This window comes from Deinococcus arboris, from assembly GCF_009755355.1.
GTDB classification, from domain to species: Bacteria; Deinococcota; Deinococci; order Deinococcales; family Deinococcaceae; genus Deinococcus; species Deinococcus betulae.
In genome coordinates this window covers 59994-75786 of record NZ_WQLB01000002.1, presented here as the reverse complement: position 1 = coordinate 75786, position 15793 = coordinate 59994, and the positions used below count along the sequence as shown (strand labels likewise).

General features: G+C 67.6%; 15 protein-coding genes and 5 tRNA genes. 14 read left to right on the top strand and 6 right to left on the bottom strand.

Going from position 1 to position 15793, the window contains the following annotated elements:
• Positions 1-91 precede the first annotated feature (91 nt).
• Genes GO986_RS01870 through GO986_RS01855 form a run of 4 tightly spaced genes read left to right on the top strand, consistent with a single transcriptional unit; the run spans position 92 to position 2757 of the window.
• On the top strand, positions 92-568 hold the full coding sequence (locus GO986_RS01870) for a cytochrome c-type biogenesis protein (protein WP_369409086.1): 477 nt from the start codon (positions 92-94) through the stop codon (positions 566-568).
• Entirely contained in the window at positions 565-1644 is a 1080-nt protein-coding gene (locus GO986_RS01865; RefSeq protein ID WP_369409085.1) for a c-type cytochrome, read from the top strand. The genes GO986_RS01870 and GO986_RS01865 overlap by 4 nt, the downstream gene beginning before the upstream one ends.
• Entirely contained in the window at positions 1611-2216 is a 606-nt protein-coding gene (locus GO986_RS01860) for a Rieske (2Fe-2S) protein (protein ID WP_157457525.1), read from the top strand. The genes GO986_RS01865 and GO986_RS01860 overlap by 34 nt, the downstream gene beginning before the upstream one ends.
• 4 nt (positions 2217-2220) lie before the next feature.
• Positions 2221-2757: a GNAT family N-acetyltransferase gene (locus GO986_RS01855; RefSeq protein ID WP_157457524.1), complete on the top strand. Its 537-nt coding sequence runs from the start codon at positions 2221-2223 to the stop codon at positions 2755-2757.
• A gap of 134 nt (positions 2758-2891) precedes the next feature.
• On the opposite strand, the gene GO986_RS01850 is transcribed toward GO986_RS01855, so the two are convergent.
• Positions 2892-3188, bottom strand: coding sequence for a hypothetical protein (locus GO986_RS01850; protein WP_157457523.1), 297 nt, complete (start codon positions 3186-3188; stop codon positions 2892-2894).
• A 322-nt stretch (positions 3189-3510) separates the two neighbouring features.
• On the opposite strand from GO986_RS01850, the gene GO986_RS01845 reads away from it, so the two are divergent.
• Positions 3511-4419 (top strand): carbohydrate kinase family protein, encoded by a 909-nt coding sequence (locus GO986_RS01845; protein WP_198170352.1) that lies wholly within the window; start codon positions 3511-3513, stop codon positions 4417-4419.
• Between the two features lie 289 nt (positions 4420-4708).
• On the opposite strand, the gene GO986_RS01840 is transcribed toward GO986_RS01845, so the two are convergent.
• From GO986_RS01840 to GO986_RS01825, 4 genes are read right to left on the bottom strand one after another with little or no spacing between them, the layout of a single operon-like run.
• Positions 4709-6064 carry an HD-GYP domain-containing protein gene (locus GO986_RS01840; protein ID WP_369409084.1) on the bottom strand — a complete coding sequence of 452 codons (1356 nt, stop codon included), beginning with the start codon at positions 6062-6064 and terminating at the stop codon, positions 4709-4711.
• 41 nt (positions 6065-6105) lie between these two features.
• Entirely contained in the window at positions 6106-6885 is a 780-nt protein-coding gene (locus tag GO986_RS01835) for a hypothetical protein (protein WP_157457522.1), read from the bottom strand.
• Positions 6886-6892: 7 nt separating this feature from the next.
• Positions 6893-7543 carry a mismatch-specific DNA-glycosylase gene (locus GO986_RS01830; RefSeq protein ID WP_157457521.1) on the bottom strand — a complete coding sequence of 217 codons (651 nt, stop codon included), beginning with the start codon at positions 7541-7543 and terminating at the stop codon, positions 6893-6895.
• Positions 7461-8057 (bottom strand): sulfite oxidase-like oxidoreductase, encoded by a 597-nt coding sequence (locus GO986_RS01825; RefSeq protein ID WP_157457520.1) that lies wholly within the window; start codon positions 8055-8057, stop codon positions 7461-7463. The genes GO986_RS01830 and GO986_RS01825 overlap by 83 nt, the downstream gene beginning before the upstream one ends.
• Before the next feature lie 232 nt (positions 8058-8289).
• Here GO986_RS01825 and GO986_RS01820 point away from each other — a divergent pair, with 232 nt between their 5' ends.
• A complete protein-coding gene (locus GO986_RS01820) occupies positions 8290-9210 on the top strand; it encodes a DUF4032 domain-containing protein (RefSeq protein ID WP_157457519.1) in 921 nt (306 codons plus the stop codon).
• A gap of 67 nt (positions 9211-9277) precedes the next feature.
• Here the strand turns inward: GO986_RS01820 and GO986_RS01815 are convergent, their stop codons facing one another.
• Positions 9278-10603, bottom strand: a complete 1326-nt coding sequence (locus GO986_RS01815; RefSeq protein ID WP_157457518.1) for a M17 family metallopeptidase — start codon at positions 10601-10603, stop codon at positions 9278-9280.
• A 157-nt stretch (positions 10604-10760) separates the two neighbouring features.
• Here GO986_RS01815 and GO986_RS01810 point away from each other — a divergent pair, with 157 nt between their 5' ends.
• The 8 genes from GO986_RS01810 to rsr all read left to right on the top strand — a co-directional run bounded on the left by GO986_RS01810 (position 10761) and on the right by rsr (position 15782).
• A complete protein-coding gene (locus tag GO986_RS01810) occupies positions 10761-11093 on the top strand; it encodes an Asp23/Gls24 family envelope stress response protein (protein WP_369409083.1) in 333 nt (110 codons plus the stop codon).
• A 37-nt stretch (positions 11094-11130) separates the two neighbouring features.
• Entirely contained in the window at positions 11131-12690 is a 1560-nt protein-coding gene (locus GO986_RS01805) for a DAK2 domain-containing protein (RefSeq protein ID WP_198170368.1), read from the top strand.
• A 582-nt stretch (positions 12691-13272) separates the two neighbouring features.
• Positions 13273-13350, top strand: a tRNA-Leu gene (locus GO986_RS01800).
• Between the two features lie 234 nt (positions 13351-13584).
• A tRNA-OTHER gene (locus tag GO986_RS01795) sits at positions 13585-13710 on the top strand.
• 24 nt (positions 13711-13734) lie between these two features.
• A tRNA-OTHER gene (locus GO986_RS01790) sits at positions 13735-13875 on the top strand.
• A gap of 13 nt (positions 13876-13888) precedes the next feature.
• Positions 13889-14008: transfer RNA gene (locus tag GO986_RS01785), tRNA-OTHER, on the top strand.
• Positions 14009-14016: 8 nt separating this feature from the next.
• Positions 14017-14091, top strand: a tRNA-Phe gene (locus GO986_RS01780).
• Positions 14092-14174: 83 nt separating this feature from the next.
• Positions 14175-15782, top strand: coding sequence for an RNA-binding protein Rsr (rsr, locus tag GO986_RS01775; RefSeq protein ID WP_157457515.1), 1608 nt, complete (start codon positions 14175-14177; stop codon positions 15780-15782).
• Positions 15783-15793: the final 11 nt, after the last annotated feature.

Here is a 15793-nt window from a genome sequence, read left to right as displayed (position 1 = left end):
CTCAATTCTGTCTGTTACGGTCACTCCCTCTGTTGGACCCAGAGTGGTTAAGGGCACTGGCCTCCACCGCTCTGGGGTCTAGGATTCCGCTGTGAGGCCCATACACCTCACCCTGCTGACCCTGGGCTTGCTGGGCGGGGCCAGCGCAGCCCCCACCCTGACCCCGGCGCAGGAGGCGCGCGCCGCCGCCATTCAGAAAAATCTGCGCTGCCCCCTGTGCGACACCGGCGAGTCCATCGCCGACTCACGCGCCGACATCAGCGCGACCATGCGCGCGGCGGTGCGGCAACAGGTGGCGGCTGGGCGAGGTGACGGCGACATCTACCTGTTCTTTACCCAGCGTTACGGCAACTTCGTGCTGCTGGACCCGCCCAAGAGTGGACGCAACCTGTGGCTGTGGGGCACCCCTCTGGCGGCGCTCGCGGCCGGCGGCGCCCTGCTGTGGGTCCGGTTTCGCCGGGGACCGGCCACCAGCGCGACCCTGGACGCCCAGCAGCCCGACGATGCCTTTGACTCTTACCTGGCCCAGGTGCAGCGCGACACCGGCCAGGGGCGGAAGACGCCGTGACTGCGGCGGCGCTGCTGAGCCTCAGCATTCTGGCGCTGGCCCTGCTGATCTGCCTGTGGCTGGTCACCGAGCCTCTGCGCGCCGGCGCCCCCAGCGACCCCGACGCCCCGGCGCGCGAAGGGCTGGAAGCCGAGCGGGACCGCCTGTACACCGAGCTGGCCACCCTGACTGACGAGCGCCGCCGCCCTGACCTGGAGCGCCGGGCCGCCCTGACCCTGCGGGCGCTGGACGCGCTGCCCCCCGCTCCCCGCCCGGAGCGAGGCGGCGATGGCCGCCGGGGGCGGCAGTTGGCGCTGGCTGCCCTGGGGCTGTCGGCCCTGCTGGTGGGCGGCGGCGCGGTGACCTTTGTGCCGCGCTGGCAACTGGCGGCCCTGCCTGCCGGTGAGGCCGCCAACGTGCAGGCGGTGCTGAACCTGCCGGCCCTCAGGGCGCGCGCCGAACGGACCCGCACCGCGCCTGACTACCTGGCCTGGGGCCGAGCGGCCTTTGACACCTCGGCCTATGACCAGGCGGTCAGTGCCTACGGCAACACCCTGAAACTCAATCCCCGCCAGCCTGAAGCGCTGCGCCGCCTGGGCATTTTGCTGCTCACACGCGGCGAGCAGGGCGGGGCGGCGCCCAGCGCAGGCGACGCGGCCCAGGCCGCGCTCCTCATCCGCACCGCCGCGCAACTGGCGCCCCAGGAACCCGAGTCGCAGCTGCTGCTGGGCTTTGCCCTGGCCCGCTTCGGTCAGGACGAAGAGGCTCTGCGTGCGCTGGAGCGCTACCGTACCCTGGACCCCCAGGGCCGCGACGCCGACGAACTCATCAGCGCCATCCGTGCCCGCCAGACCGACAGCGACCCTGGCCTGCGTGTGTACGCGGCCAACTGCGCGTCGTGCCACGGGCCAGCGGGCGGCGGCGGCATCGGCCCCAGCCTGCGAGAGTCGGTCCTGAGCCGGGACGCCCTGCGGCAAATCACCGTGCAGGGCAAGGGCGCCATGCCGGGCTTTCCCCAGATAAGGGGCCAGGACCTAGAGGCGCTGCTGGACCTGCTGGAAGGATGGCAGCCGGGCCGGGCCGCCGCCGCCCCGTGAAAGCCCGGCGCGCACCTCTGACCCGGCGGGCACTGCTGGAACGCTGGTGGCTGCTGCCCGTGGCCGGCACAGCAGGCGCCTTTGGGTACATGGGCTGGTACGCCGCGCGCATCACGCTGGGCAAGCGCGGTGTGGGCCCGCCCGAGTTTCAGGCCGGGCCGCCTCTGCGCTTGGCCGCACTAGACCGCCTGAGCGTCCTCTGGGCCGAACACACCTTCTCCTATGCTGGTCGGCCCTGCACGCTGCTGCGGGTGCCGCGCCCCGTTGAGGGTGGCCTGAGTGCGCCGGGCGGCGTTCATCTGGCGGCGTTTTCGCGGGTCTGCACGCACCTGGGCTGTCAGGTCAATCTGGTGCGGGACACGGATGTGCTGGCCTTCGCCTTCAATTACCGCCCGCCCGATGGTCAGCCGCAGCTGGGGTGCCGCTGTCACTACAGTGTGTTTTCGCCCCTGCAAGCTGGACAGGCTGTGTTCGGCAAGGCCAATGGCCCGCTGCCGCGCGTGCGCCTGGAACTGCGCGGCGCAGAGGTCTGGGCCACCGGCATCGAACCGGCGCCCAGCCTGGGAGGCTAGAGACATGACGCCACTGACCTTTACCACTGGTGACCTGCACGCCGCGTCTGGGGTGTTGCAGGCCAGCGCCGCCCAGCTTCAGGCGCGCGGCCGCCCCCTGTGGCCGCCTGAAAGCCTGACCCCGGAGCGGCTGGCCCAGCATTACCCGCCGCACACATGGCGTGTGGCCTGGCGCGGCCCCCAGGCCGCCGGGACCTTCTGCTTGCTGGAGAGCGACCCACCGTTCTGGCCTGACGACCCGCCCGGCGAGGCGCTGTATCTGCACAAGTTGGCAGTGCACCCAGAGGCGCAGGGCGGTGGCCTGGGCGCGGCGCTGCTGCGCGAGGCCGTCACCCAGACCCGCGCGGCTGGCCGCCCCTGGCTCAAGCTGGACACCGCCGCCGACCGCCCTGCGCTTCAGGCGCTCTACGAGACCTTCGGCTTTGAGCGCTGCGGACAGCGCCGCGTCTTTGAGTTCGAGGTGGTCCTGTACCGCCTGGCTGTCGTGGGGAACGCCCTGCACCCAGAGGATGAGCCGCCTGCCCCAGACAAGTTCCCCTGATGGTGCAGAACGGGCCGAAGCAGCGTCACGACGCTGGACTTGAACGGCAGGGCCAGCGGGCTCAGGGCAATCCCCGCCGAGCCCTCAGGCCCCTGATGGCGCTTCTCCAGGGTCGGCGATCAGGCGCCTCCAGCTCAGGAGCGCGTGCCGACCAACTGCGCGCCCTTGAGCAGCGCACTCTGGGCGCCGTGCAGTGTCCTGACCTGCATCTGCATGTGGGCCACGCTGGCGCGCACCAGTTCGTACTCGGCCGGGGTGGTCCAGCCGGGACGCGGAATCAGTTTCATCAGGCGCTCCAGATCATCGGCCTGGGCCAGGCGCTGCACGCTGTGATGGAGGGCGGCCACCTCCTCGGCCAGCGCCCTCAGGTCGTGGGGCGCGACCTGTTGCGGGTGAACGCTACCTTTGGCAGCGGCGGTGGGTTTGGTCATGGTGGACTCCTGGGTGTGGGTGGGGAAAGGGAGGGGGCAGCGGCGGAGCAGGGGGGTGGCGCAGTGGTCTTCCCCGCAGACCACCTGGACCCTGTCCTGACGCCCATCATCAGCGGCGGCCATGACCAGCCCATGACCAGCGTCTGACAGCGACTGCCCGTTCCATTGAGGGGCCAACCGCGCCCCTCCACTCCACTTTCGCCGCTGTCTCTGACGGAGACTCACTCTGTTCGCCTCAGCGTGGTTGAGACGTATGATCCTCAACCACGCTGAGTTCCGCTGTGAAGCGCACCACGCCCTCAGGCGGGGTAGCATCGGGGGCATGTCGCTGTCGCCCCTGCCGCTCATCGTAAGTGCTGGAGAAGCCCTGACCGACCTCGTGACGGCGGGCGGGCAAGCCTGGACGGCTCATCCGGGCGGCGCTGGCTGGAATGTGGCGAGGGCCTGCGCCGCCCTGGGGGTGCCCAGCGCTTTTGCGGGGGCCGTGGGCCAGGACAACTTTGGGGATGACCTGGAACGCGCCTCGGTAGAGGCGGGGCTGGACATGCGCTTCTTGCAGCGGGTCCCGGCCCCCACCCTGATGGCGGTGGTCTACCGCGCCCACCCGCCCGCCTACCGCTTTCTGGGCGAAAACAGCGCTGACCTGCATTTTGACCCCACCCAGTTGCCGGGCGGCTGGCTGCGGGACGCCCGCTGGCTGCATGTGGGCGGCATCAGCCTCAGCCGCTGGCCCCTGGCCGACACCCTGCTGGGCCTCGTGGAAACGGCGCGCGCCGCTGGCGTGCAGATCAGCTTTGACCCCAACGCGCGCATTACGCACCGCCACCCCAACTACCCGGCGGTGTTCGAGGCGGTGGCCCGCCGCGCCAATCTGCTGAAATTCAGCGACGAGGACCTGGCCTTTTTCTTTCCCGGCCTGACCGAGGCCGATGCGCTCCGGCACTTGCGAGGTCTGAATGCCCGGGCACCCATCGTGATCACGCGCGGCGCCGCTGGGGCCACCCTGGACCACACGGCGGGCCAGGCCACGCTGCCGGCTGTACCTGTGAAGCTGATTGACACTGTCGGAGCCGGCGACGCGCTGTGTGCCGGGCTGCTCGTGAGCGCTGCTGAACGCACGGACGCTCTGTGGACCGAGCACCTGCACCTGGGCCTGCGCGCCGCCGCCGCCGCTTGCGCCCACGCAGGAGCCTACGCCCCCACCCGCGCCGATCTGGCCGCCATCGGCTGACAACATTTGAGGGACAGGCGGCGGGTCTGCCAGCCTCAGCAAATACGGGCCTTCCAGCCAACATAGCCCTTGGTCAAGCCTGATTTTTGGCTGAGGGTTGGCCAGCTTAGCAACCTGTCCCTCTATTCAGCGTTTCAAAGCAGAGAGTCGCCCGCTGCTTGCAACCTCTGTAAATCAAGAACATCAGCCCACACCGTCACTCCGATGAGTGCTGTGGTTCAGACCGACTTGACTGACAGACGTTTGCCGATGAGCCCATCAGGGGCTATCAATGTCAGGCCGCCGACTCTCAGCTCACCAGGTGGGCGTCGTCGTGTTCGGCCATCATGCGCAGGAAGGCCTCCACATACTGCGGGTCAAACTGCCGCCCCGCCTGCGAACGGATCTCGCTCAGGGCGCGGTCGCGCGTCCAGGCGGGCTTGTAGGGGCGCGCGTTGGTCAGGGCGTCGAACACGTCAATCAGGGTGAACAGGCGGGCAGTGTCTGGGATGTTCTGCCCGCGCAGGCCGCTGGGGTAACCGGTGCCGTCCCAGCGCTCGTGGTGGTAACGCACCAGGTCCAGGGTCTCAGCCGGGAGAAAATGCAGGTCCTGCAACATGTCGTACCCAATGACGGTATGGGTCTGAATGACGCGGCGCTCGTCAGGATTCAGGGGCCCGCGCTTGTGCAGCACGTCGTCAGGAATAGCCAGCTTGCCCAGGTCGTGCAGGTACGCGCCCCAGCGCAGCGCCTTGACCTGATCCTCGTCCCAGCCCAGGCGGCGGGCCAGGCGCACGCTCATGCCCACCACGCGGGTGGTGTGGCCGCCGGTATCGTCGTCCCGACGTTCCAGGGCGGCGCCCAGCGACCGCAGGGTCAGGTCGTTGGCATCCCGCAGGTCGCGGATGGCGTGCCACTGCCCCAGCTGTGCCCCCAGCAGGCGGGCAAAGGCGCCCACCACGCCCTTTTCATCCTCGTCAAAGGGAACCTGGGCCGGGCGGGTCAGGATAATGACACCCAGATGGTTGGACGCCCGGCCATAGACCGGAGCCACATGAAAGACGCGGCGCTGGGCCTTGTCGAGCAGCGCCAGCACCTCTTCAGCGACCCAGTGGTCTGCCTGAACACTGCGGCTGTCGTTGTCGCTGGGATGAATGGGCCGCTCTAAGAAGGCATCGAAAGCCCCCGTGGCGGCCAGGATGTGCGGTGTGCCCCGGCGGTAGGCCACGAATGCCAGGTTAGGGGCGACCTGCAACTTGTCCAGAATGCCGATGCCCGCGCGAATGATGGCCTCGGCGTCTCTGGCATCGGCCAGCCGTTCGCTGCCCGCACGCAGGGCCGCCACGGTGTTGCGCTGCCAGGTCAGTTCGCGGGCGTTGGCTTCACCGCTCAGGGTCATGACGCCCAGCGTCAGCAGCGTGAGCAGCGCGGCCAGCAGGTCAAAGAGCGTGGTTGTCGGGCCGGGCAGCACCAGCGCGACCACAAAGGCGGCGGCGTACCCAGCGGGCCCAGCCCAGCGCAGCGGCCCGCGCCGCCCCAGTGTCAGCGCCGTCAGCAGCAGCGCGGCGGCAATCATCAGGCCCTGCAGGTCCCGCGCGGTGGCGTAGCCCAGCAGCCCCGCCGAGGCCACCAGGAGAAGGTTCGACCAGAGGGCGGGCTGGAACACGTCAGGCAGTGTAGCACCAGGACTTAACGTCTATGAAGCATTTAACGTCCTGGGGGCGTCTTGCCCCCATCTGCGCCCGGCGCAGTTGTAGACGCATATTTGTCCTGCACAAAGGCGCGCTGGGCCTGGGCCGCGCGGGCAGCGTCCTGCTCGCCTTGACGGGCAATGGACACCATGCGTTCCTCGATGACCAGCAGCGAGGCCCGCAACTCTGGTTGCTGCTGGGGCGCCGCGTGGTAGGCGTGCAGCAACTCGGGCAGGTCAGCGCGGGCCGCCTGGCGAACGTCAAAAGCGTCGCGGGTCAGGGTGGGCAGGGCCGCCGTGGCGCGCAGAGCGCCGGCCGTGGCCTGCAAGGTGCGTTCCAGGTCGGCGCGCAGGGGGCGGGGTAGCGCACGCGCCTGCTGGTGCAGGGCACGCAGGGCCTGTAAGTCCTGGGCTTCCTCCGCTGGGAGTGCGGACGGCGCTGGCTGCCAGCCCAGTAAACGGCCCCGCGCCCACAGCAGCACCCCGATGGCCAGCACCAGCGTGACCCCTAAGAGCCAGCCGGCCACATCGCTGCCCGACGCCACCCCAATGGCCAGCAGCATGGCCAGTGTCCCCAGGATGGAGAGCGCCAGCACCGTCACCAGGGCCAACGCCCCCAGCCCCGCCGCGCGGCGCAGCCTTAGCCCCGACGCAGGCCGAGCCGGCGCCAGAGCCCACGGATCAGTCTGTGCCACCTGAACTGGCCGCAGCAGCGCGGTGGTGGCCCGCACGCCCGACCGGGCCACGCGCCAGACGCCTCTGGACCGCGCCGCTTTGGAAGAAGGAGGGGGGGCCATAGTGCTCCTACGCGCCGCTGGGGGCGGGGGTTCCCGCCGCGCCCCGCAGCGCCACAACGCGCGCCGCCAGCGCCTGCCAGGGTGCCAGCTGAAAATAGGTCTGCCCCAGTGGGCTGGTGCTGGGCAATACCCAGAGTTCGGCCTCTTCCAGGGTTCCTGATTGACGGCCGTAAGGCAGCCGCCCGGTGGACACCCCCAGCACTTCTGCGGCGCCACGCTTGCTGGTAAAGGCGACCAATTGCGGGCGGTACTCGCGCAGCTTGGCCCGCAGTTCCTCGGGCGCCCAGGCGTCACCGGGCAGGACGGCGTCTACCCCCGCATGCCGCTTGGCCACATCGGTCAGGCCGATGCCAAAGCGGGGCAGGAGGGCGTAGTCGTGGGGGGCCAGTTGCGTGGGGGTCAGGCCAACTTCGTGTAAGGTGCGCCAGAAACGGTTGCCGGGATTGGCGTAGTACGCCCGCGCCCGCGCACTGATGCGGCTGGGCGCCGTGCCGACCAGCACCAGTGTCAGGCCCTTGTTCAGTACGTCCGGGACCAGATACTCGCCGCCGCCGGTCAGGTCCGGGGTTAGGGGCTCAGTCGTCGTCGTACCGCTCCTCCTTGAAGGGGTCGCCGCGCATGTGGTACCCGTTGCGCTCCCAGAACCCCGGCTGGTCATGGTTCATAAATTCCAGCTCGGTCAGCCACTTGGCACTTTTCCAGAAGTACAGGTGCGGCACCACCAGCCGCAGCGGGCCGCCGTGCTCAGCGTCCAGCGGCTGGCCGTCGAAGGTGTGGGCCAGCAGGTTCTCGGGCCGCACGAAATCCTCCAGCGAGAGGTTGGTGGTGTAGCCGCCCACCGAATGCTGCATCACGTGCGTGGCGCCGGGCTGCAGGCGCAGGTGCTCCATCAGGTCCGTGACCCTCACGCCGGTCCAGGTGGTGTCCAGCTTGCTCCAGTGGGTGACACAGTGAATGTCATAGGTCAGGGTGGTCTGGGGCAGCGCCAGCAGGTCGGCCCAGGTCAGGGTCTGCTCCTCGGCCAGCCCGGTGATTCTGACCACCACGTCCTGAGGGGCGTACCGCTGCGTGGGACCGTAGGTCAGCACCGGAAACCGGGTGGTCAGACTCTGGCCCGGCGGTACACGGCCCCCCATATCATCGGCCGGCTTCTTGAAAAATTTGCCCAGCATGGCCCCCATTCAAGCCTGCGGGCCGCCGCCCAACCTGGACGCAGGGCACGTTTGGCCCGGAGCATGAAGTTTTTCGGTAGAGCGGGCGCAGCGGAGGCGCCGATCACACAAGGCTGACTGGCTTTGGTGTACGCTGGACACCAGCAGACCGGGGCCTTTTCTTGCTCCCCGGCAGCCTTGGCACCCCGCCTGCTTTTGACCCGTCTGTGCACGGATCACCCAGGAGTTGCCCATGTCCACCACCGACCAGGCCCGGCACGAAGTCGAGCGCGCCCGCTTTCTGAGCGACGTACGCGACATTCTGGCCCGGCTGCGCCGCCAGCCCAACGAGCTGCTGCCCTTTGACTGGGTGCGGCACCTGGCCCCCGACGGCGAGTATCCGCGCGGCCTGCAAACCATTGAAGTGGACCACATCATCGGGTCCGTGGACCGTTACCGCGAGTTCGACCGCCAGTACCTGCCCCGGGAGCGGCACCTCGACGAACGCTGGATTGGCGTCCGGGCCGCGCAGCTTCAGGGCAAGGAGCTGCCGCCCATTCAGGTGTACCAGGTCGGTGGGCTGTACTTCGTCAAGGACGGCAACCACCGCGTCTCGGTGGCGCGGCGCCAGGGCCAGAAATACATTGATGCCCACGTGATCGAGCTGCACGTTACGGTGCCGCCCGAAGAAGGTGACACCCTCAAGGACCTGATTATCAAGGGGGAGTACGCGCAGTTCCTGAAAGCCACCAACCTGGACCGGGTGGTGCCGGGCCACCACGAACTGCTGTTCACCACGCCAGGCCGCTACGAAAAGCTGCTGGACCACATCCGCACGCGCCAGTATTTTCTGGACCGTAAGCCGGGGCGCGCGGGCCTGCCGCCCGTCACCTGGGAAGAGGCCGTGGAGAGCTGGTACCGCCGCATGTACTGCCGAATCGTGGAAAACATCGGCAAGCATGACGTCATGGCGCGCTTTCCAGGCCGCACCGAGGCTGACCTGTACCTGTGGATTATGGACCACCGCTATTTCCTGACGCAGGAAGAGGGGCGCGACGTGGGCAGCGAACAGGCCACGGTGGATTTCCGCGCCGAGCACTCCCCCCCGGCCTACCGGCGCCTGCGCCAGCGGGTGCGCCTGCTGCTGCGGGGCAAACTGGGCCCAGCGGTGTAAATGAGGAAGGGGCAGGAGAGAGTGGTAGGTGGAAAAGATAACCCACTCTCTCCTGCCCACTCACCACTTACCGCTTCAGCACGTATTCCACCAGCGTCTCCACCCCCCAGCCGGTCGCCACCTCTTCGCGGGTGGCGTTGCCCGCAATATCCAGGTGGGCCCAGGGACGCGTCACGAACTGTTGAAGGAACAGCGCAGCCTTGATGCTGGCGCCTGCCGGGACCATATCGCTGTTTCTGAGGTCAGCCACAGTGTTTTTCTGGTAGCCCTTTAGGTAGGGCTGGTGCAGAGGCAGTTCCCAGACATATTCGCCCGCCGCGTCGGCCGCCGTCTTGAGGCGACTGGTCAGGGCGGCGTCGCTGCTGAACAGGCCCGCGATGTCACTGCCCAGGGCGCTGACCTTCACGCCGGTCAGGGTGGCGAGGTCAATCAGTTCAGTGGCGCCTTCCTCGCAGGCCACGGTCAGGGTGTCAGCCAGCACGAGGCGGCCCTCGGCGTCGGTATTGGTGACCTCAACGTGCAGGCCGTTGGCAGCGCGGTAGATATCGCCGGGCCGCATGGCCTGGGGCCCGACCATGTTTTCGGCGGCGGCTATGTAGGCCCGGACCTCTATCCCTTCAGGGACGTGCGCGCGCAGCTCGCCCAGGGCGCGCATGGCGCCCAGCACGGCCGCCGCGCCGCCCATGTCGTTTTTCATGCCGTTCATGCCGGCCGCCGGCTTGATGGAATAACCGCCAGTGTCAAAGGTAATGCCCTTGCCCACCAGCGCCAGCACCGTGCGGGCCTCGCCGCGTGCTGGTAGGGTCACGCGAATGAGGCGGGGGCCAGTGACGCTGCCGGCGGCCACGGCGGCCAGTAGACCCATCCCACGCGCCTCAATATCGTCGCCGTCCCAGATATCCACGTCCAGCCCCAGGGCTTCCAAGGTGCGGGCCTCGCGCGCCAGGGTGGCCGGGTTCAGGACATTGGCGGGGGCGCTCGTCAGCTCGCGGGCGAAGGTCAGACCCGCGCTCAGGGCGTTGATGCGGGCGTGGTCGCCTTCGGTCAGGCCCTCGACCAGCAGCGCTGGGGCAGAAGCCGACGCCTGACGGTAACGGCCTTCCCGCCAGCCCTCGGCCAAGGCGGCGGCAGCCAGGGCCGCGCCATGCTCGCTGGCGGGCACCTGTACCGAGGCCGCCCGGAGGTCACGCGCCGTTCTGGCCAGCGCGGCGCCCAGCTCACGGGCCTCAGCGGCGCTGGTGGGGCGCAGGGCGGCGACTTCATCTCCGGTGCCACTGCGCGACAGCAGCCGCACCTCGCCAGATTTGAGGCCACGGGTCAGGCGCTCCGAATGCTCGGGGGCGGCAAACACCAGCGAGAGGTCCGCCTGTTCCAGCCTATTCACAAGGGGCATGGGCGGAGTAAAGCACGCCTGGACTGGGGCTGTTCAGACCGGCCAGACAGAGGCGGCACACATGACTCGTCCTCATTCCTTCTCACTCACGCCCGGCTTCCTGAGTCTCCTCTCGCCCTGCAGCCCATCCCCAGCGCCCCGTATACTGCCCCTTACTGTGAACGGCTCCATTCAAATCACCGAGGCGGCGCTGGCCTCGCTTATCGGCCTGACCGCCCATGAAGTGCCGGGCGTGGTCGGCATGGCCCCCGCCAATCTCAAAGAAGGCCTGAGCCGCGTGCTGGGCCGCGCACAGGTCAGTGACGGCGTGGTCATCGGCAAGGACGGCGCACGTTATACGGCCGACCTGTACGTGGTCGTGGCCTACGGCGTCAGCATTCCCACCGTGGCGCGCAACATTGCCGAGCGCGTGGAGCACACCGTCAAAACCCAGGCGGGCTTGGAGCTTGCCGCTACCCGCGTGCATGCCGTGGGGGTGCAGCGTGTCTGAAGCTCACCGCCACCTGAACCCGGCCGACCTGGCCCGCATGCTGCGCTACGCCACCGACTGGCTGGGCGTCTACCGCGAACAGGTCAACGCCCTGAACGTGTACCCCGTGCCCGACGGCGACACCGGCACGAACATGCACCTGACCATGCAGTCGGTGCGGCGCGAGCTGGACACCTGCGAGGAAACCAGCATGCCGCAGGTGGCCCGCGCCATCAGTTACGGCGCGCTGCTGGGCGCGCGCGGCAACAGCGGCGTGATTCTGTCGCAGCTGCTCAAGGGCTTTGCCGAGGTCATCAAGGACCAGAAGGTGGTGGACGCCCCCACGCTGGCCCGCGCCTTCCAGGCCGCCCAGCGGGTGGGCTACGGCGCGGTCATGAAGCCTGTGGAAGGCACCATCCTGACCGTGGCACGCGGCGTGGCTGAAGGTGCACGCGGCGACGACATCGAAACCGTGCTGGAGCAGGCGCTCTTTAAGGGTCAGGAACTGCTGGACCAGACCCCCGAGATGCTGCCGGCCCTGAAGCAGGCGGGCGTGATTGATAGCGGCGGCCAGGGCTATCTATACATCGTGCAGGGGATGCTGGCGCAGCTGCGCGGCGAGGCGCTGCCCCCGGCCCCCGACATCACCTCGTACGCTCAGGAGCAGTTCGAGAACGAGGAGTTCGGCTTCTGCACCGAATTTCTGATGAGCGAGGCCACCAAGCCTATTGAGGAGATCCGCGAACTGGTGACGCCGTTTGGCGACAGCCTGCTGGTGGTGGGCGCCGAAGGCTATGTCAAGGGGCACATCCACACCAACGAGCCGGATCAGCTGCTGGCCACAGTAGGCCGCTACGGCAAGATGCTCAAAACTAAGGTCGAGGACATGAGCGAGCAGCACACCGAGATCCTGGGCATGGCGGGGTCAGCGGCGCGCGCCGAGGAAGAGGTGCCGGCCAGCGGCCTGGTGGCGGTGGCCAGCGGCTACGGGTTGGTTAAGCTGTTCCGCAGCCTGGGGGCGCGCATCGTCTCCGGGGGGCAGACCGCCAACCCCAGCGTGCAGGACATTGTGGACGCGGTGCGCTCCGTCAGTGCCGAACGGGTCGTCATTCTGCCGAACAACAAGAACGTCCTGATGGCCGCTGAGAAGGCGATGGAACTGATGGAAGGCCGCGCCGTCGTGGTGCCTACCCGCACACTGGGCCAGGGCATGGGCGCGGCGCTGAACTTCAGCCCCGACACGCCCGCCGAGGACCTGAAAGAGGCCATGACCGAGGCCGCCGGGGCCGTGACCACCCTGGAAGTCACGCGCGCCAGCCGGACCACGAACATCACCGTGAAAGATGGCCGCACCCTGGACATCAAAGAAGGCGACGTGATCGGCCTGATGGACGACGAACTGGTACAGAGCGGTGGCAGCCCGGACGACAGTGTGCTGGAGATGTTGGGCCGCCACTACGAAGGCCAGGAAATCATTACTGTCTTCGGTGGCCCGCAGAAAACCCAGGACGACCTGGACGCACTGGCCGACCGAATTGGCGCGGCGCACGCCGGTGCCGAGGTCGAGACGCACCTGGGCGGCCCCGACCTGTACGACTATCTGGTCACGCTGGAATAAGAGAAGCAGGACAGAAGGGCCGGAGGGCAGTGATGCTCCGGCCCTCGCCCTTTGGCTTAGTGCCGGGGTGCGCCGAACGGCGAATGTGGCGCGCGCTGCCTGGCCTCTACACTTCCCCACATGCCCGCTGACCGGGCCGAAGGCGCAGGGTTACCTGTCAACGTCCCCTGCGCCGCTCACTTGCCCGGTCTGCCTGCACCTGATTCCTGGTGTTCACTCAGGAGACACCTGTTCAATTCCGGTCGGGTGAAGCTCTCCGCTGGGTGGGCCGAAGGTCGTGAGTTCTCCCTTTCCAGGAAACCCCCTCACGGCTCTGCCTTGTCCACCCCCTCTCACGCAGGTTTCTTCTAGTCAGCAAGATGTCGGGCAACCGTCCGGTGACGGCGGTGCAACCAAGAGCACGTCTTCCCACATCAACAGGGACAAGAAAGGCGAGGGGCCGCCCCTGAGCCTACAGCCATACCTTCCGACCAACCTGCTCCACGGGACTTTACGTCCCTTTTGCACACCCTTGCCCAGTCTGTGGGCCGAAGCACAAGGGGTCTCTTCCCGACCGCTCCGGCCCCCACGAGGTCTCCCTATGCTCCGGTATACCAACTTGGTAGAGGACCACGGCTCAGAACCGTGTCAGTGCTGGTTCAAATCCAGCTCGGAGCACCAGCCCCTCGCAGGGCAACGCCTGATGGGTATCGCAGCCCCGCAACTTTCTACATCCCGTTTGGGCCGCAGCTTGAGGATGAGTGGTGTGCCTGGTCCGAAGCCAGACACCCACCTTGCCAGCCGGAGGCGAAATTTTCGGCCCTCACAGTCAGGTGGCAGAGGTCATTCGCCGCGCAGAGCTGGCAATGTTTTGCCTTCAGGTGAGTCAGTCTAGATCCACCCATTCTTGAACATGCAGCGGGTAGCTCAGTTGGCAGAGCCATTGGCACCAGCTTTCACACCTATTTGTCCATCTCTGGGCCGCTGTGAAAGGTTACCTCTTCATCAATAGGTCGCGGGTTCGACTCCCGCCCCGCTGCACCCCTTCTTCGCAACATCACCGTGGGGACGGTGGTGGAACTGGTAGACACGAATGTTTGCTTCCTCTGGGAAGCTTTGCTTTAGCACCCCCTTGCCCGTTTTCCAGGCCGACCGCGAAGGCTTATAGGGAACATTGTCCTGCGGGTTCAAATCCTGCCCGTCCCCAACCCCTTTTTTTGGAACGGTAGCTCAGTGGAGAGAGCACTTGCCAGCGCCGCACCTTGCCCTCTAGGGCCGATGGCACCTGGCTTATCGACTGTTAATCGAGAGGTCGTGGGTTCGACTCCCACCCGTTCCACCTCACATGAACCGGTCGCTCAGATGGCAGAGCGGCTGATTGAAGCTCAGCAGGCGCAGGTTCGATTCCTGCCCGGTTCACCACCCAGGCGATGAGCGCCGGGGTCGCCGCTGGCGCATGTCCAGCACCCATCTCCCCTGCCCCCACGAAGGAGGGCCGAATTCCCATGAAGAACCTGCTGAACTCGATCACCCCTGCCCGCCGCCTCCAGACTGAACAACTCGACCCGCACCAGATGAAGAACAACGCTGGTGGGTTCGTTTACGGCCTGAGCGACGAGGCCCGGCTGACGCGCTTTCTGATCCTGGGAACAGAGGGAGGCACCTTCTACGCTGCGGAACGGCCCCACACCGTTCAGGCTACTGAGTTCGTGAAGACCTTCGTACAGGTGGACACTGCGGCGGCCCTGCGCGTGACGTTAGACGTGGTACGCGCTGGCCGGGCGCCTAAGACAGACCCTGCACTGCTGGTGCTGGCGCTGATCGCCAAGACGGCTCCGAACGCCGCTGACCGTCAGGCGGCCTGGGCCGCGCTGCCCGAGGTGGCCCGCACCGGCACCATGCTGCTGCACTTTCTGGCCTTTGCGGACACCCTGGGCGGCTGGGGCCGCCTGACCCGTCGGGGCGTGGCGAACGTATATGAAACGGCAGACGTGCAGAAGCTGGCCCTGTGGGCCGTGAAGTACAAGAGCCGCGACGGCTGGAGCCAGCGCGACGCCCTGCGCAAAAGCCACCCCAAGACAGTGGATGCCGAGCGCAACGCGGTGCTGAAATTCATGGCCGGCGGCGCACTGCCCGATCTCGGCGCCGATGTGAGTGCGCCCGCCCTGCGCGTGATTGAAGGCCACCTGCTGGCGGCCAGTGCCACGACTGACCGGGACGCCGCCACGCTGATGCAGGGCTACGGCCTGCCCATCGAAGCGGTGCCCACCCACCTGCGCGGGTCCGAGGTCTACCGCGCCGCCATGCAGACCAACGGCTTGACCTGGCTGCTGCGCAACCTCGGCAACCTGGGCCGTGTGGGCGTCCTGACGGTGAACGACCGTGACACCGTGCAGAGTGTGGTCGAGCGCTTGGCTAACCCCGCCGCCCTGAAGCGCGGGCGCATCCACCCGCTGGATGTGTTGAAGGCCCGCTTGGTCTACGCTCAGGGGCGCGGCGTGAAGGGCAAGGGTGAGTGGCTGCCCGTGCCGAAGGTGGTGGACGCGTTAGAAGACGCATTTCACCTGGCCTTCGGCAATGTGCAGGCGGCGGGCACGCGGCATCTGCTGGCACTGGATATCTCGGGGTCCATGACCTGCGGGCAGGTGGGCGGTGTCCCCGGCCTGAGCCCCAACATGGCCGCCGCCGCCATGAGTCTGGTCGCCCTGCGCACCGAGCCGAGCGCCCTGACGATGGGTTTTGCTGGGCAATTCCGGCCCCTGAACATCACGGCGCGCGACACGCTGGAAGCGGCCATGCGCAAGGCCCAGAGCGCCAGCTTTGGACCCACTGACTGCGCCCAGCCCATGCTGTGGGCCGCCCAGCAGAAGCTCAAGATCGACACCTTCGTGGTCTACACCGACAACGAAACCTGGGCCGGGACGGTTCACCCGACCGCCGCACTGGACCGCTACTGTCAGAAGATGGGCATCGGCGCGCGCCTGATCGTGGTTGGCCTGACCGCTACGGGGTTCACGATTGCCGACCCCAACCGGGCCGACATGCTGGACGTGGTGGGCTTCGATTCGGCGGCGCCGGGCGTGATGGCGGACTTCGCGCGGGGAGCGTTGTAATACGCAGAGCG

Excerpts from the sequence above, each read along its gene's own strand:
- GO986_RS01860 (WP_157457525.1), top strand. The coding sequence starts at position 1,611 with ATGGCAGCCGGGCCGGGCCGCCGCCGCCCCGTGAAAGCCCGGCGCGCA.
- GO986_RS01855 (WP_157457524.1), top strand. The coding sequence starts at position 2,221 with ATGACGCCACTGACCTTTACCACTGGTGACCTGCACGCCGCGTCTGGG.
- GO986_RS01850 (WP_157457523.1), bottom strand. The coding sequence starts at position 3,188 with ATGACCAAACCCACCGCCGCTGCCAAAGGTAGCGTTCACCCGCAACAG.
- GO986_RS01845 (WP_198170352.1), top strand. The coding sequence starts at position 3,511 with ATGTCGCTGTCGCCCCTGCCGCTCATCGTAAGTGCTGGAGAAGCCCTG.
- GO986_RS01835 (WP_157457522.1), bottom strand. The coding sequence starts at position 6,885 with ATGGCCCCCCCTCCTTCTTCCAAAGCGGCGCGGTCCAGAGGCGTCTGG.
- GO986_RS01830 (WP_157457521.1), bottom strand. The coding sequence starts at position 7,543 with ATGACCAGCCGGGGTTCTGGGAGCGCAACGGGTACCACATGCGCGGCG.
- GO986_RS01825 (WP_157457520.1), bottom strand. The coding sequence starts at position 8,057 with ATGCTGGGCAAATTTTTCAAGAAGCCGGCCGATGATATGGGGGGCCGT.
- GO986_RS01820 (WP_157457519.1), top strand. The coding sequence starts at position 8,290 with ATGTCCACCACCGACCAGGCCCGGCACGAAGTCGAGCGCGCCCGCTTT.
- GO986_RS01815 (WP_157457518.1), bottom strand. The coding sequence starts at position 10,603 with ATGCCCCTTGTGAATAGGCTGGAACAGGCGGACCTCTCGCTGGTGTTT.
- GO986_RS01805 (WP_198170368.1), top strand. The coding sequence starts at position 11,131 with ATGCTGCGCTACGCCACCGACTGGCTGGGCGTCTACCGCGAACAGGTC.
- rsr (WP_157457515.1), top strand. The coding sequence starts at position 14,175 with ATGAAGAACCTGCTGAACTCGATCACCCCTGCCCGCCGCCTCCAGACT.